This window comes from Sagittula stellata E-37 (assembly GCF_039724765.1).
Lineage (GTDB): Bacteria > Pseudomonadota > Alphaproteobacteria > Rhodobacterales > Rhodobacteraceae > Sagittula > Sagittula stellata.
Genome location: NZ_CP155729.1, coordinates 2696078 through 2718584, shown reverse-complemented (window position 1 = coordinate 2718584; position 22507 = coordinate 2696078). Strand labels below are relative to the sequence as shown.

Annotated in this window: 24 protein-coding genes; 11 read left to right on the top strand and 13 right to left on the bottom strand. The window is 63.4% G+C overall.

Features of this window, described 5'->3' with window-relative positions; genetic code table 11:
- Window positions 1-37: 37 nt before the first annotated feature.
- The 3 genes from ABFK29_RS12870 to guaA form a co-directional block, all read right to left on the bottom strand.
- Entirely contained in the window at window positions 38-664 is a 627-nt protein-coding gene (locus ABFK29_RS12870; RefSeq protein WP_050772447.1) for a YdcF family protein, read from the bottom strand.
- Window positions 665-670: 6 nt separating this feature from the next.
- Window positions 671-1063: a hypothetical protein gene (locus ABFK29_RS12865; protein WP_005860951.1), complete on the bottom strand. Its 393-nt coding sequence runs from the start codon at window positions 1061-1063 to the stop codon at window positions 671-673.
- Window positions 1064-1176: 113 nt separating this feature from the next.
- Window positions 1177-2748 (bottom strand): glutamine-hydrolyzing GMP synthase, encoded by a 1572-nt coding sequence (gene guaA / locus ABFK29_RS12860; protein ID WP_005860949.1) that lies wholly within the window; start codon window positions 2746-2748, stop codon window positions 1177-1179.
- A 52-nt stretch (window positions 2749-2800) separates the two neighbouring features.
- Between guaA and ABFK29_RS12855 the strand changes: the two genes are divergently transcribed.
- Window positions 2801-3139, top strand: coding sequence for a Lin0512 family protein (locus tag ABFK29_RS12855; RefSeq protein ID WP_005860947.1), 339 nt, complete (start codon window positions 2801-2803; stop codon window positions 3137-3139).
- Window positions 3136-3432 (top strand): Lin0512 family protein, encoded by a 297-nt coding sequence (locus ABFK29_RS12850; protein ID WP_005860944.1) that lies wholly within the window; start codon window positions 3136-3138, stop codon window positions 3430-3432. The genes ABFK29_RS12855 and ABFK29_RS12850 overlap by 4 nt, the downstream gene beginning before the upstream one ends.
- A gap of 47 nt (window positions 3433-3479) precedes the next feature.
- Here the strand turns inward: ABFK29_RS12850 and ABFK29_RS12845 are convergent, their stop codons facing one another.
- Window positions 3480-4304 (bottom strand): delta-class carbonic anhydrase, encoded by an 825-nt coding sequence (locus tag ABFK29_RS12845; protein ID WP_040604799.1) that lies wholly within the window; start codon window positions 4302-4304, stop codon window positions 3480-3482.
- Between the two features lie 288 nt (window positions 4305-4592).
- On the opposite strand from ABFK29_RS12845, the gene ABFK29_RS12840 reads away from it, so the two are divergent.
- Window positions 4593-6140: a trimethylamine methyltransferase family protein gene (locus ABFK29_RS12840; RefSeq protein ID WP_005860940.1), complete on the top strand. Its 1548-nt coding sequence runs from the start codon at window positions 4593-4595 to the stop codon at window positions 6138-6140.
- Between the two features lie 39 nt (window positions 6141-6179).
- Here ABFK29_RS12840 and ABFK29_RS12835 read toward each other — a convergent pair whose 3' ends face one another.
- Window positions 6180-6500, bottom strand: a complete 321-nt coding sequence (locus tag ABFK29_RS12835; protein WP_005860938.1) for a DUF6477 family protein — start codon at window positions 6498-6500, stop codon at window positions 6180-6182.
- A gap of 244 nt (window positions 6501-6744) precedes the next feature.
- Here ABFK29_RS12835 and ABFK29_RS12830 point away from each other — a divergent pair, with 244 nt between their 5' ends.
- Window positions 6745-7860: a DUF6456 domain-containing protein gene (locus ABFK29_RS12830; protein WP_005860936.1), complete on the top strand. Its 1116-nt coding sequence runs from the start codon at window positions 6745-6747 to the stop codon at window positions 7858-7860.
- A 90-nt stretch (window positions 7861-7950) separates the two neighbouring features.
- On the opposite strand, the gene ABFK29_RS12825 is transcribed toward ABFK29_RS12830, so the two are convergent.
- Window positions 7951-9441 (bottom strand): catalase, encoded by a 1491-nt coding sequence (locus ABFK29_RS12825; RefSeq protein ID WP_005860934.1) that lies wholly within the window; start codon window positions 9439-9441, stop codon window positions 7951-7953.
- A gap of 208 nt (window positions 9442-9649) precedes the next feature.
- Between ABFK29_RS12825 and lipA the strand changes: the two genes are divergently transcribed.
- The gene (gene lipA / locus ABFK29_RS12820; RefSeq protein ID WP_005860933.1) at window positions 9650-10600 is read left to right on the top strand and encodes a lipoyl synthase; all 951 of its coding nucleotides are present in this window, start codon (window positions 9650-9652) and stop codon (window positions 10598-10600) included.
- Window positions 10601-10625: 25 nt separating this feature from the next.
- Here lipA and ABFK29_RS12815 read toward each other — a convergent pair whose 3' ends face one another.
- The 4 genes from ABFK29_RS12815 to hpt form a co-directional block, all read right to left on the bottom strand.
- Window positions 10626-11681: an FAD-dependent oxidoreductase gene (locus ABFK29_RS12815; protein ID WP_083803478.1), complete on the bottom strand. Its 1056-nt coding sequence runs from the start codon at window positions 11679-11681 to the stop codon at window positions 10626-10628.
- A gap of 110 nt (window positions 11682-11791) precedes the next feature.
- Window positions 11792-12661 (bottom strand): cytochrome c, encoded by an 870-nt coding sequence (locus ABFK29_RS12810; RefSeq protein WP_005860929.1) that lies wholly within the window; start codon window positions 12659-12661, stop codon window positions 11792-11794.
- Window positions 12662-13114, bottom strand: coding sequence for a c-type cytochrome (locus tag ABFK29_RS12805; RefSeq protein WP_005860927.1), 453 nt, complete (start codon window positions 13112-13114; stop codon window positions 12662-12664).
- Between the two features lie 158 nt (window positions 13115-13272).
- Complete coding sequence (gene hpt / locus ABFK29_RS12800; RefSeq protein WP_040604798.1) at window positions 13273-13830, bottom strand: hypoxanthine phosphoribosyltransferase; 558 nt, start codon at window positions 13828-13830, stop codon at window positions 13273-13275.
- 81 nt (window positions 13831-13911) lie between these two features.
- Here hpt and ABFK29_RS12795 point away from each other — a divergent pair, with 81 nt between their 5' ends.
- The 3 genes from ABFK29_RS12795 (at window position 13912) to ABFK29_RS12785 (ending at window position 16377) form a co-directional block, all read left to right on the top strand.
- Window positions 13912-14355, top strand: coding sequence for a type II toxin-antitoxin system RatA family toxin (locus ABFK29_RS12795; RefSeq protein ID WP_040604797.1), 444 nt, complete (start codon window positions 13912-13914; stop codon window positions 14353-14355).
- Between the two features lie 144 nt (window positions 14356-14499).
- Window positions 14500-15045, top strand: a complete 546-nt coding sequence (locus ABFK29_RS12790) for a hypothetical protein (RefSeq protein WP_157136543.1) — start codon at window positions 14500-14502, stop codon at window positions 15043-15045.
- A gap of 135 nt (window positions 15046-15180) precedes the next feature.
- Window positions 15181-16377 carry an MmgE/PrpD family protein gene (locus ABFK29_RS12785; RefSeq protein ID WP_232281582.1) on the top strand — a complete coding sequence of 399 codons (1197 nt, stop codon included), beginning with the start codon at window positions 15181-15183 and terminating at the stop codon, window positions 16375-16377.
- Between the two features lie 254 nt (window positions 16378-16631).
- On the opposite strand, the gene ABFK29_RS12780 is transcribed toward ABFK29_RS12785, so the two are convergent.
- Genes ABFK29_RS12780 through ABFK29_RS12770 form a run of 3 tightly spaced genes read right to left on the bottom strand, consistent with a single transcriptional unit; the run spans window position 16632 to window position 18705 of the window.
- Complete coding sequence (locus ABFK29_RS12780) at window positions 16632-17048, bottom strand: CinA family protein (protein WP_005860916.1); 417 nt, start codon at window positions 17046-17048, stop codon at window positions 16632-16634.
- Window positions 17049-17095: 47 nt separating this feature from the next.
- Window positions 17096-17578, bottom strand: a complete 483-nt coding sequence (locus ABFK29_RS12775; protein WP_005860913.1) for a phosphatidylglycerophosphatase A family protein — start codon at window positions 17576-17578, stop codon at window positions 17096-17098.
- The gene (locus tag ABFK29_RS12770) at window positions 17575-18705 is read right to left on the bottom strand and encodes a bifunctional 2-C-methyl-D-erythritol 4-phosphate cytidylyltransferase/2-C-methyl-D-erythritol 2,4-cyclodiphosphate synthase (protein WP_005860911.1); all 1131 of its coding nucleotides are present in this window, start codon (window positions 18703-18705) and stop codon (window positions 17575-17577) included. The genes ABFK29_RS12775 and ABFK29_RS12770 overlap by 4 nt, the downstream gene beginning before the upstream one ends.
- Window positions 18706-18904: 199 nt before the next feature.
- On the opposite strand from ABFK29_RS12770, the gene dusB reads away from it, so the two are divergent.
- Genes dusB through ABFK29_RS12755 form a run of 3 tightly spaced genes read left to right on the top strand, consistent with a single transcriptional unit; the run spans window position 18905 to window position 22343 of the window.
- The gene (dusB, locus tag ABFK29_RS12765; RefSeq protein WP_040604794.1) at window positions 18905-19888 is read left to right on the top strand and encodes a tRNA dihydrouridine synthase DusB; all 984 of its coding nucleotides are present in this window, start codon (window positions 18905-18907) and stop codon (window positions 19886-19888) included.
- Window positions 19888-20973 (top strand): two-component system sensor histidine kinase NtrB, encoded by a 1086-nt coding sequence (locus ABFK29_RS12760; RefSeq protein WP_005860907.1) that lies wholly within the window; start codon window positions 19888-19890, stop codon window positions 20971-20973. The genes dusB and ABFK29_RS12760 overlap by 1 nt, the downstream gene beginning before the upstream one ends.
- Window positions 20973-22343, top strand: coding sequence for a response regulator (locus ABFK29_RS12755; RefSeq protein WP_005860905.1), 1371 nt, complete (start codon window positions 20973-20975; stop codon window positions 22341-22343). Before ABFK29_RS12760 ends, ABFK29_RS12755 begins: the two co-directional genes overlap by 1 nt.
- Window positions 22344-22507 lie beyond the last annotated feature (164 nt).

Sequence of the window (22507 nt, the reverse complement as noted above, 5' to 3'; positions counted from 1 at the left end):
CATCTTTATGAAGGGTTTATCACAACGTTGGGCAGGCTCAGGCCAGCAGGATATCCGGAAAAACCCCGCCGAGCCCAAGCGCGGATGCGATCGAGAAGGCAATCGCGCGCGGGATGTTGACCGCCCAGGCGGCCACCTCGCGCAGCAGGACCTTCGCCTTCCGGGTTGGCGTGCCACTGGTCTCTGACGTCGTGCAGACCGCTGCCGGTCGTCCGGCCCATGCCAGACTGGCCGCGCCCCGGAGGCCATGGAAAGGCTCGGTCACGACGAAGCGGGTTTCGCCCCGGGGCAGATCGGGACGGGAAAACAGCGCATTCTGCAGAGTCGACAGGGACTGACCTTCCCACGTCACGGCCGTCGGGGGCACACCGGCGCGGATTGCAGCCTCGGCCATCAGCCTGCCGGGTCGTGTGCCGGGATGCGTGTTGCCGCAGGTCATGTGGAGCCGGTTCACCCGTCCATTTCTGTAGAGCTCCACGCCGGCAGCGACCCTCATGGTCGTGTCGGGCGTCAGCCGGTCGGGTGCGCTACCGCCGCCCAGAACGATCGCGACATCGCGCGGCGTGGTCATTGTCGAGCAGGCAGGGAGGGCGAGTTGAGAGATCGCCGTCAGCAAAACGCATAGCGCGACATAAGCCACGGCAAGGCGCAGCGCGGTCCGCACGACGCGTTACCTGTCCTGCTGCAGCGTCAGCACCTGCAGCCGGCCACTTTCGCTGTCGTACCAGATGTGCGCACGCTCCGGTGCCTGGATCACGCGCCACCATGCGGTCTGCCGGGCAATCGCCTGTTTCCAGCGCAACTGTTCTTCAAGCTCGATGCAAGCGGACAGCTTTGCGTCGAACAGGCGCCCCAGACGTGTCCAGTCTTCGGTCGCGCCTGGCGGGGCACTGGCGATGAAGGTGGCGCGCTGGCAGTTGAAGCGCTTGGATTCGGACGACAGCGTTTCAGTTACTGTGAAATCCGCGGGAATTAGCGATTGCAGGTGATCCACGTCAACTCGGCAGGCCGCGAGTGCAAATGGGAACAGCAGGACGGACAGCCGGAAAGCGAAACGAGTCATTGAAATATCTTTGGCAAAGGCCGCCGAAGCGGCGTTTGCTGCAAGAGTGTCGGCGTTTCATGTCACATTCAAGCGTGACTTCGGCATTTGGCGCACGATAACGCGCCCCGGGGTCACTCCAGTTCGATTGTGCCCGGCGGCTTCGAGGTCGTGTCATAGAACACGCGGTTGATGCCCTTCACCTCGTTGATGATCCGGGTCGAAGTCTCGCCAAGGAAGTCGTGACTGAAAGGGTAGTAGTCCGCCGTCATGCCATCGACTGACGTCACGGCCCGCAGCGCCAACGCATAATCGTAGGTCCTGCCGTCGCCCATGACGCCCACGGTGCGCATTGGCAGGATCGCGGCGAAGGCTTGCCAGATCTCGTCATAAAGCCCGTGCTTGCGGATCTGGTCGATGTAGACGGCGTCCGCCTTGCGCAGGATTTCGAGCTTGTCTCGGGTGATCTCACCGGGACACCGGATCGCGAGACCAGGGCCGGGGAAGGGGTGGCGTCCGATGAAGGAGGCGGGCAGACCCAGTTCATGACCCAGCGCGCGGACTTCGTCCTTGAAGAGTTCGCGCAGCGGCTCGACCAGTTTCAGACCCATCTTCTCAGGCAGGCCGCCGACATTATGGTGCGACTTGATCGTGACGGACGGCCCGCCGGAGAAGGAAACGGATTCGATCACGTCGGGATAAAGCGTCCCCTGCGCGAGGAACTCGGCCCCCTCGATCTGGTCGGCGTACTTCTGGAAGACATCGATGAACAGTTTGCCGATGGTCTTACGCTTGATTTCCGGATCTGAAACGCCTTCGAGCGCACCAAGAAAAAGGTCGCTTTCGTCGGCATGGATCAGGTTCAGGTTGTAGTTGTCACGGAACATCTGAACGACCTGCTCGGCTTCATTCAGTCGCAACAGACCGTGATCCACGAAAACGCAGGTCAACTGGTCCCCGATGGCCTCATGCAGCAGGATGCCGGTGACAGAGCTGTCGACACCGCCGGACAGGGCGCAGATCACCTGCTTGTCGCCGACCTGTTCGCGGATCTTGGCGATCATTTCCTCGCGGTAGGCGGACATGGTCCAGTCGCCATTAAAGCCCGCGAGCTTCACGAAGTTCTCGTACAGCGTCTTGCCGTTCGGGGTATGGTGAACCTCGGGGTGGAACTGTACGGCATAGAACCGGCGGTCCAGGTCTGCGGTCATCGCGAAGGGCGCCCCGGTCGAGGTCCCGTACACTTCGAAGCCCGGCGCCAGCTCTGCCACGTGGTCGCCGTGCGACATCCAGACCTGTTCGCGGCCCGACCCGTCAAGGAACCAACCGTTGAAAAAATCTGTCGTCCGCTCCGTCGGCATGACGTAGGCGCGCCCGAATTCGGCAGTGTGGCTTTGTCCAGCCTCGACGCGGCCGCCGAGGTCCTGCATCATCACCTGCTGGCCGTAACAGATGCCGAGGATCGGCACGCCCAGGTCGTAGACGGTTTTAGGTGGACGCGGAGAGCCATCTCGGGTCACCGAATCGGGGCCGCCTGAAAAGATGACGGCTTTGGGCGTGAAGTCCGCCAGGAACGCATCGGTGACGTTCTGGTAGGGGTGGATTTCGCAATAGACGTTCAGCTCCCGCAGGCGGCGCGCGATGAGCTGCGTCACCTGGGACCCGAAGTCGATGATGAGGAGGCGGTCATGCTGGGCTTGGGTCATGCGCTCCTGTACGCAGGGGCTGCGAAAGTTTCAATATCGCTCGGGAGGCGTGATGCGGGTTTTGACGGAATACGGGATGGGCACGTCGTTGCGGCGCGGCGACCAGACGGAGGCTGCGGCGCGCGGTTTGCGAGATGCGCTGTGGCGCAATTCCATCCGCGCGGCGGAGGTGTTCGGACGCAACAGGTCAGAGATGCGGCTGGCAGTGAAAGTCGGTGTGCCGGCGCCGGAGGGGGTCGATCTCGCTGCCCTGCGCGCGGTCTTTCCTTATGGCACACCGGACTTCGACGTCGTCGAAGGCGGACTTTCCGTGCCGCATCCGACCGGTGACGGCGAAGCGCTGATCATGGCGGCGGTCTCGATCACCGTTTCCTTCGGGAAGGACACATGATGGAACGGCTGATCATTCGCATGGGGCTCGGGACCGGCGAGACGGCGCAGGATGCATCCGAGGCCGGGCTTCGGGACGCGATGGGACGGGCGGTTGTTCATTCAGTGCCCAAGGGAGGTGTCTTGCGGGTAACCGTCGGTGTGCCGGACGCGACAGAGGTGTCGGAAACGACGTTGGTCGCGATGTTGGGCCGGTCCGCTGAAGTGACCTGCAAAACCGGCGGATTGTCGGCGGGCGGACGTTTCGTGGCGACCGTGGCGCTGGAGCTGTTTGTGGCGGTCACCGCCGATTGAAGCGGTGCAGAGGTGTCGGGCAGACATCGTGTTGCTGTTTTCGGGCCTCAATTGATCGGTGCCAGCAACTCAGGCGCGGTAACGATCTGGCGGACACCGTGGCTGTGATCTTCCTCGAAGACGTTGCCCTCTCGGGCCCATTCGTGAAGCGACGACACATTCAGTCGGGCGCAGTTCGGTCGGACGGACCACGTCACCTGCAAAGGTGAGCAGACGGCTTGCGAGTACTTCGGTCCGGTGGTCGAGCCCAGGAATTCTATTGGGCGGCCAGTTCCGCTGGGGATCGCCTTTGCCCGATGACGGCCATTGACCTCGCCCCCGTATACATAGTCGAGGAAGTTCAAGGCGTTCGGGTCGTTCACCACCAGAAAGACCTGAGTTTCCACGCGCAACTGCGGATTGGCGCAGGCATCGGACAGACACGATCCCAGGCCGGGACCAGGTGCCACGTCGCAGGACGAGTGGACCCAATGCACCTCGATCGTATCGCCGGGCTTCACCCCGTGATAGGCGCCATGGCCGTGAAAGGGATCCTCAAGCTCCGCCCCAGACAAACGCTCGCTTTGGTTGCATTTCCAGCCGCCATGCTCTCCGGGTCCGGCGGAGACGAGGAAACCGGGCCCGCGATGTTCCGCGTTGGTATGCGTGTGGATGTTGCACAGGTTCATCGTGTCGTGCGGCGGAGCAAAGTTGAAGACCCTCGAATTGATACCGATGTGGCTCGTCAGGTCGCGCGGGGTTTGGGGGCCGTAACCCCGGCACAGCGGCTCCTCCGCTAGGACGGGCAGGGCGGCTAACGTCGCCACAAGGCACAGCGCGATCTGCAAGTAATGCCATACCCCTTGCTTGGGGGATCGGAGTGTCGTGCGCATGCCGATTGTATCCCAGGATGTTCCGAATACCTTTCGCCGCCGTATCGGCGCTGTCCTGTCTTGGATAGGGCGGAACACCTTAATCCCCTGCTAAAGCCTGTGGGATAGAACATTCCGCAATCGAACGGTCGGTCATGTCACGGCGGCGGGTCGCCTGCATGGTCTGGTATGTCGTATTTTCGCGTCAAGCGCCGCTAACGCGCCAATCCCGGCGTGCTTCAGCGGCTATGCAGGCGGAAACCGGGACGGGCGCGGAAGGCGTGCCCCGAGAAACGCGAGGATGGATCGATGGCAGAAGCGACGGCACGCAGACGTGCGCGCGGTACGGGCGGCGGGGCCGCACGGCGGGCGGAGCGCACCTCCACCGCCGTGGAGACGGCGAAGTTTATCGAACGCAACATCCCGAACTTCGAGGTCCTCACCACTGAGGCCCTGGAAATCATCGAGCACAACGCCGAAACCGTCCTTGAGGAGATCGGCGTCAACTTCGTCAACAACCCCGGCGCTCTCGCGCGCTGGAAAGAGGCGGGTGCCGACGTGCAGGGCGAACGGGTCCGCCTTCCGCGCGGGCTGGCACGGTCGCTTTGCGCCACCGCGCCGTCGCAGTTTACTCAGCACGCGCGGAACCCCGAACGCAACGTGGAGATCGGTGGGCGCAATCTGGTGCTTGCCCCGGTCTACGGCCCACCCTTCGTGCGTGACCTCGACGGTGGCCGCCGCTACGCCACGATCGAGGACTTCCGCACGTTCGTGAAGCTGGGACAGATGTCGAAATGGCTGCACCACTCCGGTGGCACGGTCTGCGAACCGACCGACATCGCGGTGAACAAGCGGCACCTGGACATGTTGCTGGCTCACATGACGCTGTCGGACAAACCCTTCATGGGATCGGTCACGGAACCGTCGCGCGCCGCCGATTCCGTCGAAATGTGCGAGATTTTATTCGGGAAACAGTTTGTTTCCGAGAACACCGTGCTGACGTCTTTGGTCAACATCAACTCGCCGCTGACCTTCGACGACGTGATGATGGGAGCGCTCGAAACCTATGCAGCCGCCGGTCAGGCGTGCATCGTTTCCCCCTTTATCGTGGGCGGTGCGATGGCGCCGGTATCGGTTGCCGGCACCCTCACTCAGGTGCTGGCAGAGGTGCTGGCGGGCGTGGCTTACAGCCAGTTGATCCGGCCCGGTGCGCCGGTGATTTTCGGCGCGTTCGTGACCTCGATCGACATGAACTCGGGCGCACCCACCTTCGGTACGCCGGAAGCCGCGCATATCACTTACGGCGCCGGTCAGCTTGCGCGGCGGTTGGGCCTACCCTACCGATCGTCGGGGTCGTTCTGTGGCTCGAAACTGCCCGACGCGCAGGCCGCCTACGAGACCGCGAACTCGCTCAACATGGGGCTGTTGTCCGGGGTCAACTTCATGCTCCACGCCTGCGGCTGGCTGGAGGGCGGTCTGGTGTCCTCGTTCGAGAAATTCGTGATGGACGCCGATCAGCTCGGCACGCTGCACCACCTGGCCAAGGGTGTCCAAATCGACGAAAACGCACAGGCGATGGATGCCATCCGCGAGGTGGGTCCGGGCGGTCACTATCTGGGCTGTGCGCATACCCAAGCGAACTTCAAATCGGCCTTCTGGCGCTCGGAAGTGCTTGATTACAAACCATATGAGACCTGGTCGGAAGATGGTGCGCGCGACACCGTGGCGTTGGCGCAGGTCCGGATGCGGAAGCTGCTGGACGCCTACCAGAAGCCGGCGATGGACTTGGCCGTCGAAGAGCAACTGAACGATTATGTCGCCCGCAAGAAGGCGTCCATGACCGACAGCTTCACCTGAGATATAGCGGCCCGCGAACAAGTGTTCTGCGGGCCGTCTTCAGCTTGCCGGCGATTGACGAGCGGCTGTCGCGAGGTCGGTGGCGGCACGCAAGACGCAAGCTTCTCCCATCATAGCGGTCAGCACCTCGACATGGCGGCTCACACTATAGGTGGCATCGCCGCTTCGACGCCTTTCGTCCAGTTCGGCCTCGATCTCCAACAGGCGCATCAATGCGACGCCTGAACGGGGCAGGACCGCGTCCCCAAGAACCCGTCGCAAATGGGGGGATCTGCGGTACTCCTGCGCGCCTATGCGGGCGGCGCGGATCAACAGGCGCGGGCGGCGCAAATCGTTCAGAATTCCCAACACGTCCTTCATCAGTCCAACCTCCTACTGGAAACCGAAATCGCTTCGTCGGTGGAGAAACAGAAGCACACCCATGAAGGGTGTTGCGTGGCACCGAACGGTCCCGCACGAGCGATTTACCCATGATTATCTATTGTTAGGAAAGATCGCCCCGGATGTGCCTGTTAACGAAAGAGTAACCAGCACACGCCAAGGTTGCGACTGTTCGAATTGGGGATAAATCTGTGTACAACCTGTCCCGCCGCATAGGTCACGCATGATCGAAGCGCCGCCCTGCAACGCCGCGGGCACAGTGCCCGTCTGGATGCCCGAACGGGTGCTCATGTATCTGGCGCATGTAGAGGGGGGGCAGTCCATCCGTGCACTTGCGCGAGAGGCGGGATGCCACGCCTCGACCGTCCTGCGCCAGATTCGCAAGATCGAGGCGCTGCGGGACGACCCTTTGATCGACGCAGCCTTATGCACCATGGGACCAGCCGGCACGGGGGCGCCGGCTACATTGACCAGAAAGGACGATGAACCGATGACTGCTGCCATCAACACTCCGGTTCCGCCGGACGAGACGACGCTTGCGCGTGAGGCGCGGCGGGTTTTGCGCCGCCTGTGCGAACCAGGCGCCGTGCTGGCCGTGGCGGCCGAGATGGAAAAGGCCGTGGTGGTGCGCGACACCGGAAGCGGAGGCAGTGCCCGCACCGCCGTCGTCGAAGTCGCCATCGCCCAGGCCATGGCTCTTCGGGAGTGGATCACGTGCGACGCCCCGGCGCGTATCTCGAAGTACCGGATCACCTCAATGGGCCGTGTCGCGCTCAACCGATTGGTCGCGGAACAGGAGAACCGGGTGCGCGGCTTTGCCGAAGCGCAGGCCGGGTTCGACACGGGCCGTGCGGCAAATGCCGCGCTAGAGGAAGTCGAACGCGACCCCAGGCTGCGCAAGGGGCATTTCGCCCTGGCCGAAAGCCCGCTGACGACCCTTGGACGGCGACGGGACAAGGACGGCACACCTTTTCTGACCGATGTCCTGATAGCCGCCGGAGAGCGTCTGCGCGAAGACTTCGAGCTTGCGCAGATGGGGCAGCGCACGACGCAGAACTGGGACCATTTCCTGACCGCCGGCGTTTCGACCCGTGCCGGAAACGCAGGCGCAAGTGCGACCGACGCGCAGGCGAGGCTTCAGGCAGCGCTGCGAGATCTCGGCCCCGGGTTGGGCGACGTCGCGCTGCGGTGCTGCTGTTACCTGGAAGGTCTGGAGAAAGCGGAGAAGCAATTGGGCTGGTCGGCACGCTCGGGGAAGATTGTTCTGCGCATCGCCCTGCAACGTCTGCGCCGCCACTACGAAGAACGCGGCAAGGGTGGGGGCGATCTGATCGCCTGACTGTTCCCGCACGAAAACCGGTGTTTTCTGCACGAAACGGCCCCCGCGACGCAGCGCCGGGGCCGATCCTGTTTCAGCACAAGTGACGCGCTACTCCGCTGCCTTGATCGGTGTATCCGGCGTGACGGGCAGGGCGGGTGCGCTTTCCGCTGCGTCCCTGACACCTTTGGCGTAGTCGGGGTGCACCCGTTCCAGCACCGCGTACCAACGCTCCTTAACGCTGTCGGAGCACGGCGCCATGGCGCCGGCCATGTTCTGGTGGAGGCGTGTCCGCCCCTCGTCCGACAGCACCTCCTTGTAGAGCGCGCGGGGCTGGACGAAGTCGTCGTCGGTGACTTCTTGAGGATGGCGATAGGCCTCGGCGTCGATGCGCATCGGCGGCTCCATGACCGACGGATCGGGGCGCGGTGCGTCTTCGTACTGGTTGGGCTCGTAATAGGCGTTGAAGTTACCGGTGTCGTTCCGGAAAAACCGCATCGCCCCGTCCTTATGGTAGTGCGCCACGGGCGCCTTGGGGGCGTTGGCGGGCAGGGCTTCGTAGTGCGTACCGAGCCGGTAGCGGTGCGCGTCTGCGTAGGAAAAGATCCGGGCCTGCAGCATCTTGTCGGGAGAGAAACCTATGCCCGGTACCACGTTCGACGGCGAATAGGCGGCGTTTTCGACCATCTGGAAGTAGTTCTCGGGGATGGTGTGCATTTCCAGCTCGCCGACCTCGATCAGGGGGTAGTCGGCATGCGGCCAGACCTTCGTCAGGTCGAAGGGATTGAAAGGGAACTTGTCCTCCTCGCCTTCCTTCATGACCTGAATGAACAGCTTCCACTTCGGGTACTTGCCCTCTGATACCATGTTCCAGAGGTCTTCCTGAAAGCTCTCGCGTGTCTCGCCGATGATCTTCTTGGCTTCCTCGTTGGTGTAGTTCTCGATGGGCTGCTGGCAGCGGAAGTGGAACTTTACCCAGTGCCGCTCTCCGGCGTCGTTCCACATCGAGAAGGTGTGCGAGCCGTAGCCGTGCATATGCGCGGGGTTCTTGGGGATGCCCCGGTCGGACATCAGGATCGTCACCTGATGCACCGATTCCGGTTGTCCGGCCCAGAAGTCGAACATCGCCTCGGGCGACCGCATGTTGGTCTTCGGGTGCCGTTTCTGGGTGCGGATGAAGTCCGGGAACTTGTAGGCGTCGCGCACAAAGAAAATGGGGGTGTTGTTGCCCACCATGTCCCAGTTGCCTTCCTCGGTGTAGAACTTCAACGAGAAGCCGCGCACGTCACGTTCGGCATCGGCCGCGCCCAATTCGCCCGCAACGGTGGACCAGCGCGAGAGCACGTCGCAGGTGTTGCCGACCTTCGAAAACAACGCCGCGCGGGTGTATTTAGTGATGTCGTGCGTCACGGTTAACGTGCCCTGAAGCCCCCATCCCTTGGCGTGGACGGCGCGTTCGGGGATGCGCTCGCGGTTCTGGTGGGCCAGTTTCTCGATCAGCTGGTAGTCTTCGAGCAGAAGCGGCCCGCGCGGCCCGGCAGTCCGCGAGGTTTCGTTTGTCGGGACGGGGGCGCCCGCGGATGTTGTCTGACGTTTGGACATGAAGCCTCTCCTTGCTGATCTTCACGATCAATGCGCCGCTCCATCGCTTGGTTGCATTGTTTGATACTCTGTTTTCGATGGCAGGGCTTATCACCGGCCTTTGCGATGACGCCCATGCGCTTTGCCCGGCATGCATGGCAACGGGGTGGATTCGCTGGCCAATCAGGCGTAGGAGAGATGAAAGCCGTTGTTGCAAAAGGTCAGTGACATGCGCGATCTGAAGATCCCCGGGGAACGTCATCCCGAAAAGGCACACCGGGCCGACAATGCCCAGCCGAAGAAACCGTCCTGGATTCGCGTCAAGGCACCGGGCGGGCAGGGATACAACGAAACCAAGCGGATCATGCGCGAGCATAAGCTGGTGACGGTCTGCGAAGAGGCCGGCTGCCCAAATGCGGGCGAGTGCTGGAACCTCGGGCATGCCACCATGATGATCATGGGTGAGATCTGTACCCGCGGTTGTACCTTCTGCAACGTGGCGACCGGGCGCCCCGATGTGCTCGATGTGTTTGAACCGGGGCGCGTGGCGGATGCCGTCCAGAAGCTGGGTCTGAACCACGTGGTCATCACCTCCGTCGACCGGGACGATCTGGAAGATGGCGGGGCAGAGCATTTTGCGCAGACGATCCGAGCGGTGCGGCATCGCTCACCCGGCACCACGATCGAGATCCTGACACCGGACTTCCTGAAGTGCGGGCCGGAAGCGCTGGAGATCGTGGTCGCCGCGAAGCCCGACGTCTTCAACCACAACCTCGAAACCGTGCCGGGGCTTTACCCCGAAGTCCGCCCGGGCGCGCGCTACTTCCACTCCCTGCGCCTGTTGCAACGGGTGAAGGAACTCGACCCGGGCGTCTTCACGAAGTCCGGCATCATGGTCGGTCTGGGCGAAGAGGCACAGGCCGTGCGGCAAGTCATGGACGACATGCGCGCCGCCGATGTGGATTTCCTGACCATCGGTCAATATCTGCAACCGACGCCAAAGCACCACCGGGTGGACCGTTTCGTCGAACCGTCGGAATTCGCGGCTTATGAAAAGGCGGCGTTCGGCAAGGGCTTCCTTATGGTGTCTGCCACGCCGCTGACGCGGTCGTCGTATCATGCGGGCGACGATTTCGCCCGGCTGCGCGATGCCCGTCAGGAGAAGCTTGGCCGGGCCTGACGCCAGGGCCTGACTGGGCACATGCTCAGTCGGCCACCAGCCCGCGGACCAGGCGTCTGCCCAGAGGCTCAAAGGCTCCGGCCATCCTTAGAACGGTTTCTACTGCGCTCCGTGTAAGCGGAGAGGTCGCCTGCAACATCCTGCGGCGCTTCTCGGATTGCTCGATCACATGTTTGCCCACGAGGTGGCGGCTTTCGCCGTACTCGTCCAGATCATTCTCGACGATGCGTTGGGCGGCCTCTGCGGCGTCGGCAATGCCGAGGTTCATGCCACGCCCGCCGACCGGCGAATGGCAGTGGGCCGCATCCCCGGCCAGCAGCACCCGCCCCGCGCGATAGTCTTCCGTTTGGCGTATGGATATCGTGAAGCGTCCGGCGCGGTGCACCTTTGTCACGTCCATGTGCACCGGAAGTGCCTTCAGCGCGTCGGGAAGGGAAGCGATCACCCGAAAGCGCGCCTTCTCCATCGGGACGACCACGGCGACGTTGCCGCCCGACAGCATGTAGCCATGCAGCATTGCCGGATCGGGCCAGTCGCGTGCGTTTACATCGGCGATAGACCATTCCCCCGGCAGGTCGTGGCCATGATACTCCAGACCCAGAGTGTTGCGCACCGTGCTGCGCACACCGTCGGCCGCGATGGCGAAATCGGCTTCGATCGGGCCGTTGGGTGTGGCGACCTTCACACTTTTCGCATCCTGAGACAGGCCGGTGCAGGGGCGATCCATGTGCATCGTGCCGCCAAGCCTGTGGAACGCCTCGGTCAGGTGATGCTCCGTCCGGTCCTGTGCCAGAGCCCAGACTTGCCCCCGGTCACCTTCGGGTATGCTCAGCCGCGCCAGCGGACGGCTGTCCGAGTGGAAGATCACGCCGTCAAGGCGGATGGCCTCGGCCTTCAGGGCGTCCGATACCCCGGACGGCGCGAGGATCTCCATGGAGGCACGCGAAATGCCGACGGCGCGGGAAAAGTTGGACGAGGCGGCGCGTTTCTCGATCAGGGTGACCGTTGCGCCCCTGCGCAAGAGTTCGACAGCCGCGGTCAGACCAGTTGGTCCGGCACCTATAATGCAGACATGAGGCATGAATGTATCTTTCAATTTGCAGGTACCGTACGACAATGCGAGGCAAATTGAAAAGGCGCGGCCTGGAATTGGCGCCGCGCCTTTACGCGTTCTGAACGCGCCGCCCAAAATCAGGGCGCGGGAAGCGCCTTGACGTAGGCGGCCACGGCAGCGCGATCCTCTGCTGGAAGCTTCGAGAAGTTGTCGACCACCTCGGCCATGTGCCCACCGACGCTGTCGAAGTCCGGAGTGAACCCGGTTTCGAGGTAATAGGCCACGTCGGTTGCAGACCACGTCAGCTTGTCGGGGGTCAGTGCCGGTATCGTGCCCTGACCCGAGGGGTTGGGTGCACCGGCCAGCCAGCGCCCCTTGTCCAGACCGCCAAGCGCATTGCGCGGCGTATGACATTCGCCGCAATGGGCAAGGGTCTCGACCAGATAGCGGCCACGTTCATTGTCGCCGGCGGGCATCACGTAGTCGTCTGTGAAGAACAGCAGTTTCCATCCGCCAAGCGACCGCCGGATATTGAACGGAAAGCCGACGTCGTGCGGCTTGGACGCGGCGTCGGATGGCTCAAGCGACATGATGTACGCGTGAAGGTCCGCTACGTCCTGATCCTCCATCTTGGTGTAGGAGGTGTAAGGGAAGGCCGGGTACAGGTGCTCTCCCTCCGGTGACACGCCCTGAGTCACGGCATTTGCGAGATCGACGATGGACCAGCCGCCGATTCCCTCCTCCGACGGCGAGATGTTGGGCGCGTAGAACGTGCCGAAGTCCGACGGGAAAGCCTGTCCGCCCGCCAGCACCAGCTTGTCTTCACTGTCGGGGGCGTGGTGACAGGATGCGCAGCCGGCTGCGGTGAAAACCGTTTCACCACGTGCGGCATCGCCGGTGAGCGCCTCGAATCGTGCGGCATCGACCCGCGTCGGCGCGGTCAGCCACAAACCGATTCCGACCGCGATGACCGCGATCGGGACCAGAACTTTCAGAAGACGGCGCATTTATTCCGGCGCGCGGTACGTGTCGTGGCACGCCTTGCAGGCGCCGCCGACCTTGCCGAGCATCGGGCCAAGCGCCTGTTGGCCGGTGCCCGCGGCAGATGCCATCTCGGTCGCTGCCGCGCCCAGATCTTCCCACTTGGAATGGAAGTCGTCCATTTTTTCCCAGATGACAGGCTGGGCACGGGTGCCGTCGATGGACATGCTATCGGTGCCCTCCGGCCACATCGCCGCCTGGTTCAGACTGGTGATGGCGACAATGTTGTCCGCTGCGGCCTGTGCGGCCTCGGCGTCGTAGGGGACCGCGCCTTTTGCCATTCCGCCCAGCACGCCGAGGTTCAATGCGAGGATGTTGAACTGCCCCTGCCGTGCCTTGACGGGCTGCGGCAGATCCTGCGCGGTTGCGGCTGTGGCGCAAACGGCCAGCGCTGCGAATACGGTAATGGTTTTCTTCATTGGGTATCTCCCTGTTTCAATGCGGACAGCTTAATGGTGCTGCGGGTGGTGACAAACAAATTCTGCGTGTGCGTAAGAGCAGGGGCGTGGTGCGCTTCCGCGCAGGCGGCGGCACTGTCTTTCGATGGAGGTCGGATCGTGCGGCTTTCACGATTCAGTCAGGCGGTCCCTGACGCTTCGCCGGCAAACCGGACTTTGCCGATAAAAGGAAGGTTGCGGTTGCGTTGCGCATAATCGATTCCGTAGCCGACCACGAATTCGTCCGGAATCTCGAACCCGATCCAGTCGGCTTTGAAGTCGACCTCGCGGCGGGCGGGCTTGTCCAGCAGAGCGATGGTCTTCAGCCGCGCCGGATTGCGGCCGCGCAGTAGGTGCATGACATGATGGAGCGTGTGACCGGTGTCGACGATGTCCTCCACCACCAGCACATCGCGCCCTTCGATCCCCGACCTGAGATCCTTCAGGATCCGCACTTCGCGGCTCGATTCCGTGGCGTCGCCGTAAGAGGACGCCTCCAGGAAATCGACCTCCACGGGCAGGCGCAGTTCTCGCACGAGATCGGCGATGAACACGAAACTGCCGCGCAAAAGGCCGACGACAACCAGTTTTTCGGTGTCGCCAAAGGCGCGCGTTATTTCCTGCGCGAGCGCCTCGATCCGTGCGGCAATGGCCTTGGCCGAGATCATCTCGTCTACGACATAAGGACGCTCTGACATCACAACCCCTTGATTTCCTGTGCGCAGCATACGACATCCATCGCCAGTGTCACCTGATACGAGCGACCCTGACGGAGACTCATGCCAACCCATTCCGAGACCCGCAAACTCCCGTACACCGCCCAGCAGATGTACGATCTGGTCGCTGACGTGGCCAATTACCCGAAGTTCCTGCCCTGGACGGCGGCGGCCCGGATTCGGTCGCACGAAAAGGAGGGCGACCACGAGGTGATGCTGGCGGACCTCGTGATTTCTTTCAAGGTGTTCCGCGAACGGTTCGGATCGCGTGTGACGCTTTGGCCGGATGACATGCGGATCGACACGGAATACCTCGACGGCCCGTTTCACCACATGAAATCCAAATGGGGTTTCACTGATGTCGATGGCGGCTGTGAGGTTTCATTCTTCGTGGACTTCGAATTCCGCAACCGCATCCTGCAGGGCGCGGCCGGCATGTTCTTCTACGAGGCGATGCAGCGGATCGTTCGCGCGTTCGAGCGCCGGGCGGCAGAGCTTTACGGCTGACGGGCAAATCTTCTGCCCGTGTGAACCGGCGGTTAACCAGTGCGGGCGAATCCGGGCCGATCCGGGCGGGATTGCCGCCTTTTGGCCCGATTTTCAGGTCATCCCTTTGGAGTAGTTCTTAGAGACTAAGAAGGGACGAACGAAATGCCCTCAATGTTTTCCATATCGGCCTTCGCGCCTGGGGCCTCTGTTGCGCCACGCCCGGTGTCGGAGGTCGATGGCACCCCCGCCTCGCAAAGCCGGACAGCTCCGGGCGGCACGTCCTTCGGCACTGCGCCGCAAGGGGCGGGCGCGCCCGTCGCAACTGGCGCGACGGTCCGGCCCTCCGCCGTCCAACCTGTGCCTGCCACTCCTCCGCCGGTGTCCACGTCGCAGGCCGCGCGCCTTGCGGAGGTCACCATCGAATTGCAGGCCGAACAGAAGGCGGAGGACGCCGCAAGCAAGGCCGCCGAAACAGAATCCGCCGATGCCGAAGCCGTGCGCGAAAGCGCGGTCCCGCGCGGCACGGATCAGACCACGCTTGCACGCCTCGATACGCGCGAGGACCTGCGCGGAAAGGACGAAGTTTCCCGCAGCATCGCCGGCGGCGCAGTGGACACCGATCCGGCCCGCGAAGCGGCGGACAAATACCGCGATGCAAACGAGACGACGTCCGCCGCGGAACCGGCACGTCTGTTGATGGACGCCTGACCGGAAGCCCTTGGCTTCCTGCTCGGAGGATGTTTCCCTCTGCACATCGACGTGCCGGGAGGAGCCATGTCCACAACCGATCAGATCCTGAACGCTGCCATCGCCGCGTTGGATCATCCTGACGCGCGCGAGATCATGCGGCTGTCCACTGCGGATTGGGTCGCTTGCGGCATCGCCGGGCGCGACGAGCCTGTGGCCCGAAGCGTCCGCGCGTTGATCGAGAGCGAGTGCGGACAGGGCCAGGCGACCTTGTTCGGATCGGGCAGGGCACCTGCACGCGGGGCGGCCCTGTTGAACGGCGCGGCCTCACATGCGCTCGACTACGACGACACCCACTTTGCCCATATCGGCCATCCATCGGTCGCCGTGTTGCCCGCCGCCCTCGCCGTCGGGGAACTGCAAGGCGCGCGTCTGTCCGAGGTGATCGACGCCGCGCTCGTCGGTTGTGAAGCATCCATCCGGTTTGGCGTACTTTTTGGCCGATCCCATTACCAGGCCGGTTTTCACCAGACTGCCACGGCGGGCGCTTTCGGCGCGACGGTGGCCGCCACGCGCCTGCTCGGTCTCTCGTCCGAGAGCACCGGGCACGCGCTGTCGCTTGTCACAACCCGGGCGTCCGGCCTGAAGGCGCAGTTCGGCACGATGGGCAAACCTTTCAACGCAGGGATGGCCGCAGCCAACGGGGTGGAGGCCGCCCTGCTGGCCAAAGCAGGCCTCACCTCAGCGCCACAGGCCCTTGACGGCGTGAACGGTTTCCTCGCAACGCACCACTGCGACGGCACTGTGAACCAACAGGCGGCGCCCTGGATGCTTTCGATCAGCCACAAATTCCACGCATGCTGCCACGGGCTGCACGCCACTCTGGAAGCCCTGGCCAGTTTGCCGGTCCCGCACCTTTCCGAAATCGAAGCGATACAGATCTTCACGCACCCGCGCTGGCTGACCGTCTGCAACCTTCCGGAACCGAAGACCGGATTGCAATTGAAGTTCTCCTATAGGGCTATTGTCGCCGCTGCGCTCCTGGGGCACGACACTGCACGGCTGGACACCTACACAGACGCTCTCTGCCACGATGCTGATCTCATCGCATTGCGGGATAAGGTCGAGGTGCGCGCCGATGAATCCCTGGTCGAAACTGAAGCTCTTGTCCGTATCGAGACCGCCGATGGTGTCTTCGAAGCGCACCACGATCTGTATGCGCCCTTGTCAGCCGAAAGCCGCAAGGCACGGATCGCCGGCAAGGTGGCTGCATTGGTCGGGGGCGATGTGGCAAATGCCATCTGGCAAGCCATCGACGACGACGATCTGCCTTCGTTTGTCGCTGTGTTGTAGAAAACGTCCACGCAGTGCCGGTTATCGTGCTTCAAACGCCGCAAGCCAGCCGTCGGTGCCGTTTCAGGTTTGCCTTCGTCAAGCGGCTCCGCTCCGTTGCAGTGCACGCACGTTGCGGTGGCCCCGGTCCACCGTGGGTTTTCCCGAATAGCACAAGATCACCTTCACGGAACGCGCTTTTCGATCTGGGCCACATCCGGCAAAAAATGCTCCGGAGTAAACGGTTAGTAAGCCTGCATCACGCATTCCGGCGGTCAGGACAGCGCCGCCAGAAGCATCGCCAGCGCATGTTCGGTTGCCGCTGTACGGACCTTGTCCCGCCCCAAAGCGCCATGTTCAACTGTCTCCGATCTGGTGCCGGAGGCGTCGGCGAGGGCGTAACAGACCCGGCCTTCCGGCTTGAACTCGGACCCGCCAGGACCGGCGATGCCGCTAATGGCTACGGCAACATCGGCGCGCGCAGCACGGCGTGCGCCCTCGGCCATCTCGCGCGCGACTTCCTCGGACACCGCGCCATATGCGTCTAGGCTTTCGGCACGCACGCCCAGCATCTCCTGCTTGGCGAGGTTGGAATACGTGACGAATCCGCGTTCGAAGATCGCGGAAGAACCCGGCACATCGGTGATCGCCGCAGCCACCTTCCCGCCCGTGCAACTTTCCGCGGCGGTCACGGTCCTCCCGGACGCTTTTGCCTGCTCAAGTATTTCAGATGCGAGGTTCACAGCATCGTTCCATGGTAGAGTGCGGCCAGAAAGACAGACACCAGCGCAGCGAAGACCCCTGCGATCACGTCATCGAGCATGACCCCAAGCGCGTCGCCGCGCCGGTCGGCACGGCCCACCAGCCAGGGTTTCCAAATGTCGAACAGCCGGAATAGCACGAAGCCAGCGACCCAGCCGGGCCACAACCGCCAGACGTCGATGCCCATCATCCCAGCGCCGAAGCTGACCGGCATGATCGCGATCCACTGGCCAACGACCTCGTCGATGACGATCCACGACGGATCGTGGTCGCCCGTGCGGGTCAGCGCCTCTGTCGCTTTCAGGCCAGCGAAAAACACCACCACGCCAAGCGCCAGCAAGAGCCAGAAGCCGCCGACCAGGTGGATGGCGTAGGCCATGGGCAGCGCCGCGAGCGAGCCCCAGGTGCCGGAGGCGGGGCGCAGGAACCCGATGCCGCCGACGGAAGCCAGCCACTTCATGACGACACCAGCGTTGCCGTGGCGATAGCGGCGATACCTTCTTCGCGCCCAGTAAACCCAAGGCGTTCGGACGTTGTCGCCTTGATCGAGATCCGGCCGGGGTCAAGGTTCATGATGCGTGCCATTTCCTTTGTCATTTCAGAGGTATGCGGACCGATCTTTGGACGCTCGCAGATCAGGGTCAAGTCCACGTTGCCGATCCGGAAGCCGCGTGTCCGCGCCAGTTCGACCGCATGTTCCAGAAATATCTCGGATGCGGCGCCTTTCCACTGCGGATCGCTGGGCGGGAAGTGGCGGCCTATGTCGCCCTCTGCCAGCGCCCCGTAGAGCGCGTCGGTCACAGCGTGCATGCCCACATCGGCGTCGGAATGCCCCTTCAGCTTTCGGTTGTGCGGGATGCGCACACCGCAGAGGATGACGTGGTCACCATCCTCAAATGCGTGAACATCGTATCCATTGCCGGTGCGTACATCCATGGTGCCTCTTAACATGTTGCTTGCGCGAGAGAAATCCTCTGGCGTGGTGATCTTGATGTTGCGTTCGGAACCCGGTGTGACGCGCACGTCGATCCCGTAGGCGCGGGCCACCTCTACATCGTCCGCGGCCACGCCAGCGAAGGCGCGATGCGCGGCGAGGATGGTGTCGAAATGGAAGCCTTGGGGGGTCTGCGCGCGGAACAGGCCATCGCGGTCCCGGGTGCCGCTGACGTGGCCACCAGCGGCTATCCACAGTGCATCGGTCACGGCGAGCGCTGGCGCCGCGGCCGGTGCGGTAATCAGCGCGTCCAGAACGGCTTGCACGGTTTCGGGAGGGACGCAGGGGCGCGCGACGTCATGGATCAGCACGGCGTCGAAACCGTCGCCTTCCAGCGCCTCAAGTCCATTCCTGACAGAGACTGAGCGGTCCGCACCGCCATGGACCAGCCTGACGTTCAGCCCGGTGCAAAGCGCCCGGGCCCGGGCCTGGTCGTCGGGGTGGATGACCATGATCAGGTCGCCGAATCCCGCCATGGCCTCAAGCGTCCAGCGCGCCACCGGACGTCCGGCGACGTCTTGCCACTGCTTCGGCAGCGTGCCACCGGCACGAGTCCCGCGACCGGCTGCAACGATGAGGATTGCTGTGCGCATACGTCTGAAATCCTTTGTCTTCCTTGTCATAAGGAGGGGCCGGGGCGGTTGCAATCGTCCGGTCTGAGTGCCGTTTTTTTAGGCAACTTCCGGCAAGCTCCGTCGAAAGGGCGTCGGAAACATTGAAGGAATACAATACAGAGGCTAACTCCGACCGGAGATGTGCTTTACTCGCGTACGTCGCACAAGGACTAGGCATTTGGTGCTTTCCATCGGAAAACGACAAATTCAGCCGCCGGTGCTGCTCGCACCGCTGGCGGGAATCACGGACCTTCCGTTCCGGACATTGGTGTCCCGGTACGGTGCCGGACTCGTGGTTTCGGAGATGATCGCGTCGGGCGAGTTCCTGACGGCGAGACCCGGAACTCGCGAAAAGGCGGAACTGGGCGCTCAGGTCGAAAACACGTCCGTGCAGATCGCCGGACGCGAACCAGAACCGATGGCCGAAGCTGCCCGGATGGTCGCCGACATGGGCGCAAGGGTGATCGACATCAACATGGGATGCCCGGCCAAGAAAGTGACGGGCGGCTGGTCGGGATCGGCGCTCATGCGGGTGCCCGACCATGCCCTGAGGTTGATCGAGGCGGTGGTTGCCGCGGTCGATTTGCCGGTGACGCTGAAGACCCGGCTGGGCTGGGACGACACGGATCTGAACGCGCCGGAGCTTGCAAGGCGGGCCGAGGGGGCGGGTGTGCGGATGATCGTGATCCATGGCCGGACCCGCTGCCAGTTCTACAAGGGGCGCGCAGACTGGGCGGCGATCCGTCCCGTGAAGGATGCGGTCTCGATCCCGGTCGTCGCGAACGGCGATATCACGGACGCGGATACGGCGCGCCGGGCGCTCGACCTTTCGGGCGCCGACGGGGTCATGGTTGGCCGAGGTGCGCAGGGCGCCCCATGGATGCTGGCCGAGATCGCGTCGAAGTTGCACGGCGCCCCAGCGCCGGAGATACCGGAAGGCACGGAGCTTGCCGATCTCGTGGCCGAACACTACGAGGCCATGCTGGATTTTTACGGGCCGACGCTGGGCAACCGCGTCGCCCGGAAGCATCTGGGTTGGTACATGGATCGCGCGGGCACCCCGGCGGCACTGCGCAAGACGGTCCTGACGGAACGCGATCCGGCGCGCGTCCTCTCCCATCTGCGCGAGGCCATAGTACCACAAGACAAGGACGCGGCGTGATGATGGATGACCGCGATATGATGATCTGGTCCTCTCTGCCGGTCCCGGCGGTGCTGATCGACCCGAACGAAAGGATCGGCGACCTGAACCCGGCGGCGGAGGGGTTCCTGAACAATTCGGCCAAGTGGCTGCAGGGCCAGCCGATCTGGGACCGGCTCGCCATAGATGCGCCTCTCGAAGAGAGCCTCATCCGCGCCCGGGAAAACGGCACCGCGCTCTTCGTGAACGACGTGGACGTCGGCACCGGAAGCCGCCCTCCGCTTGTGTGCAACCTGCAGATCGCGCCGCTTCAGGGGCGAGAAGGCTGGATGGTCATGCTGATCTCGCCGCGCGAACTCGCCGGTCGCATGACGCAGAGCCATTCGGTGAAATCCGCGGCGAAATCCGCGATCGGCATGGCCGAGATGCTGGCCCACGAGATCAAGAACCCGCTGGCCGGGATCACCGGGGCCGCGCAGCTCCTCAGCATGAACTTGCCCAAGGAAGATCTTGAATTCACGGATCTAATCGTCGCCGAGACACGGCGGATCGTGAAGCTTCTGGAGCAGGTCGAACAGTTCGGCAACCTTTCCGCACCTGACCGGCGGGAGGTGAACATCCACGACGTGCTGGATCGTGCGCGGCGTTCGGCGCTTCTGGGGTTCGGCGCGCACATGCGTATCCACGAGGAATACGACCCCTCGCTGCCCATGGCCTGGGGCGATCCGGACCAGCTGCTGCAGGTGGTGCTGAACCTGGTGAAGAACGCCTCGGAAGCGGCCGATCCGATCAATGGCGGCCACATCACGCTGCACACCTACTACGAACACAGTTTCCGCCTGCGGCGCGCCGATGGCTCCGGCCAGACGCTGCCCTTGCAGATCGAGATCATCGACGACGGTCCCGGTCTGCCGGAGGCGATCAAGGGCGACATCTTCGATCCCTTCGTTTCGGGCAAGGAGAACGGTACGGGGCTGGGCCTCGCGCTGGTGTCGAAGATCATATCGGACCACGACGGCTGGATCTCGGTGGACTCGGTCCCCGGCCGGACGGTCTTTCGCATTTCGCTGCCCCGGGCCCCCCGGGCGAAGAAGGAGACCAAGTGATGGACGGCACCGTTCTTGTCGCTGACGACGACCGCACGATCCGCACCGTGCTGACCCAGGCGCTCACGCGCGCGGGATGCAAGGTGCACGCAACCTCTTCTCTGACCACGCTCATGCGGTGGGTCGGCGAGGGCAAGGGGGATGTCGTGATCTCCGACGTCATGATGCCCGACGGAAACGGGTTGGAAATGCTTCCGAAAATCTCCGAGGACCGGCCCGGCCTTCCTGTGATTGTCATATCGGCGCAGAACACGATCATGACGGCGATCCAGGCTGCCGAGGCGGAGGCCTACGATTATCTGCCGAAACCCTTCGACCTGCCGGACCTGATGAAGCGCACGGCCAAGGCGCTAGAAAACCGCAACCGTGCGCCCCGGCGGGAAGAAACGGTGGTGGGTGCCGATGAGCCCGATGAGCTGCCACTGGTGGGCAAGACCCCCGCGATGCAGGCGCTTTACCGTCTTGTTGCGAGGGTGATGAACACCGATCTTTCCGTGTTGATCACCGGCGAAAGCGGCACGGGAAAGTCCCTGATTGCCAAGGCCCTGCATGACTTCTCCGACCGGCGCACGCTGCCGTTCGTCACGGTGACGGCGGGCGACCTGCAGGACCTCGACGGTCCGGCGCGTGTGCTGGCGCGTGTGAAGGGTGGGACGCTGCTGATCGACGAGATCGCGGATGTCCCGGACGAGATCCAGGCCCGGATCGTGCGCATGATGGATGTGCCGGGCGATCACGTCCCGCGCTTCCTTGCCTCCAGCCAGATGGATCCGCAATCGCTGATCGAGGGCGGCAAGGTGCGTCAGGATCTGTTCTACCGGCTGGACGGCGCGGCCATCGCGGTGCCTTCGCTTCGGGAACGGGTGGAGGACATCTCGCTCCTGACCGACCACTTCCTCGGACGTGCGGAACGTGAAGGCGCGTCGAAGCGCTGGCTGTCCGAAGGTGCGGCGGATCTGTTCAGGGTCTATTCCTGGCCCGGCAACGTGCGCCAGCTCGAGAATGCCGTGCGGCGCCTGTCGCTGACATCGCGGTCCGAGGAGATCACCCGGGCCGAAGTCGAGGCAGTGTTGGGCAACCAGCCCGAGACCGGTCCGGTCCTGCGCGGCGGTGACAGCGACAAGCTGGGTGAATCCGTGGCGCGTCACCTGCGTCGCTACTTCGACCTGCATGGGGCGATGCTGCCGCCGCCGGGTCTGCACGGGCGCATCATCCGGGAAGTCGAGGCCCCGCTGATCGAAATTGCGCTGGAGGCAACCGGCGGGAATCAGGCAAAATGCGCCGACCTTCTCGGAATAAACCGCAATACTTTGCGCAAGAAGATCACGGATCTGGATATTCGCGTGACACGCCGCCGGAAGTTGATGTAAAAAGACCACATAGGTGTGACCCCGCCGCCATGATCCGCGTTAACGCGGCGTCATGGGGTGAGAAGGTCACCAGATATGGCGGTTTGCGTTGTGATGACCTCAATAATGAGGCGGGCTGCGCTACATTGACGAGGTTTGGCTGTGGCCACGCGGGCACGTATCAC

What these genes read in the sequence shown, in the direction of transcription:
- ABFK29_RS12865 (WP_005860951.1), bottom strand. Translation starts at nt 1,063, where the DNA reads ATGACTCGTTTCGCTTTCCGGCTGTCCGTCCTGCTGTTCCCATTTGCA.
- guaA (WP_005860949.1), bottom strand. Translation starts at nt 2,748, where the DNA reads ATGACCCAAGCCCAGCATGACCGCCTCCTCATCATCGACTTCGGGTCC.
- ABFK29_RS12855 (WP_005860947.1), top strand. Translation starts at nt 2,801, where the DNA reads ATGCGGGTTTTGACGGAATACGGGATGGGCACGTCGTTGCGGCGCGGC.
- ABFK29_RS12850 (WP_005860944.1), top strand. Translation starts at nt 3,136, where the DNA reads ATGATGGAACGGCTGATCATTCGCATGGGGCTCGGGACCGGCGAGACG.
- ABFK29_RS12845 (WP_040604799.1), bottom strand. Translation starts at nt 4,304, where the DNA reads ATGCGCACGACACTCCGATCCCCCAAGCAAGGGGTATGGCATTACTTG.
- ABFK29_RS12840 (WP_005860940.1), top strand. Translation starts at nt 4,593, where the DNA reads ATGGCAGAAGCGACGGCACGCAGACGTGCGCGCGGTACGGGCGGCGGG.
- ABFK29_RS12835 (WP_005860938.1), bottom strand. Translation starts at nt 6,500, where the DNA reads ATGAAGGACGTGTTGGGAATTCTGAACGATTTGCGCCGCCCGCGCCTG.
- ABFK29_RS12830 (WP_005860936.1), top strand. Translation starts at nt 6,745, where the DNA reads ATGATCGAAGCGCCGCCCTGCAACGCCGCGGGCACAGTGCCCGTCTGG.
- ABFK29_RS12825 (WP_005860934.1), bottom strand. Translation starts at nt 9,441, where the DNA reads ATGTCCAAACGTCAGACAACATCCGCGGGCGCCCCCGTCCCGACAAAC.
- lipA (WP_005860933.1), top strand. Translation starts at nt 9,650, where the DNA reads ATGCGCGATCTGAAGATCCCCGGGGAACGTCATCCCGAAAAGGCACAC.
- ABFK29_RS12815 (WP_083803478.1), bottom strand. Translation starts at nt 11,681, where the DNA reads ATGCCTCATGTCTGCATTATAGGTGCCGGACCAACTGGTCTGACCGCG.
- ABFK29_RS12810 (WP_005860929.1), bottom strand. Translation starts at nt 12,661, where the DNA reads ATGCGCCGTCTTCTGAAAGTTCTGGTCCCGATCGCGGTCATCGCGGTC.
- ABFK29_RS12805 (WP_005860927.1), bottom strand. Translation starts at nt 13,114, where the DNA reads ATGAAGAAAACCATTACCGTATTCGCAGCGCTGGCCGTTTGCGCCACA.
- hpt (WP_040604798.1), bottom strand. Translation starts at nt 13,830, where the DNA reads ATGTCAGAGCGTCCTTATGTCGTAGACGAGATGATCTCGGCCAAGGCC.
- ABFK29_RS12795 (WP_040604797.1), top strand. Translation starts at nt 13,912, where the DNA reads ATGCCAACCCATTCCGAGACCCGCAAACTCCCGTACACCGCCCAGCAG.
- ABFK29_RS12790 (WP_157136543.1), top strand. Translation starts at nt 14,500, where the DNA reads ATGCCCTCAATGTTTTCCATATCGGCCTTCGCGCCTGGGGCCTCTGTT.
- ABFK29_RS12785 (WP_232281582.1), top strand. Translation starts at nt 15,181, where the DNA reads ATGCGGCTGTCCACTGCGGATTGGGTCGCTTGCGGCATCGCCGGGCGC.
- ABFK29_RS12775 (WP_005860913.1), bottom strand. Translation starts at nt 17,578, where the DNA reads ATGAAGTGGCTGGCTTCCGTCGGCGGCATCGGGTTCCTGCGCCCCGCC.
- ABFK29_RS12770 (WP_005860911.1), bottom strand. Translation starts at nt 18,705, where the DNA reads ATGCGCACAGCAATCCTCATCGTTGCAGCCGGTCGCGGGACTCGTGCC.
- ABFK29_RS12760 (WP_005860907.1), top strand. Translation starts at nt 19,888, where the DNA reads ATGATGGATGACCGCGATATGATGATCTGGTCCTCTCTGCCGGTCCCG.
- ABFK29_RS12755 (WP_005860905.1), top strand. Translation starts at nt 20,973, where the DNA reads ATGGACGGCACCGTTCTTGTCGCTGACGACGACCGCACGATCCGCACC.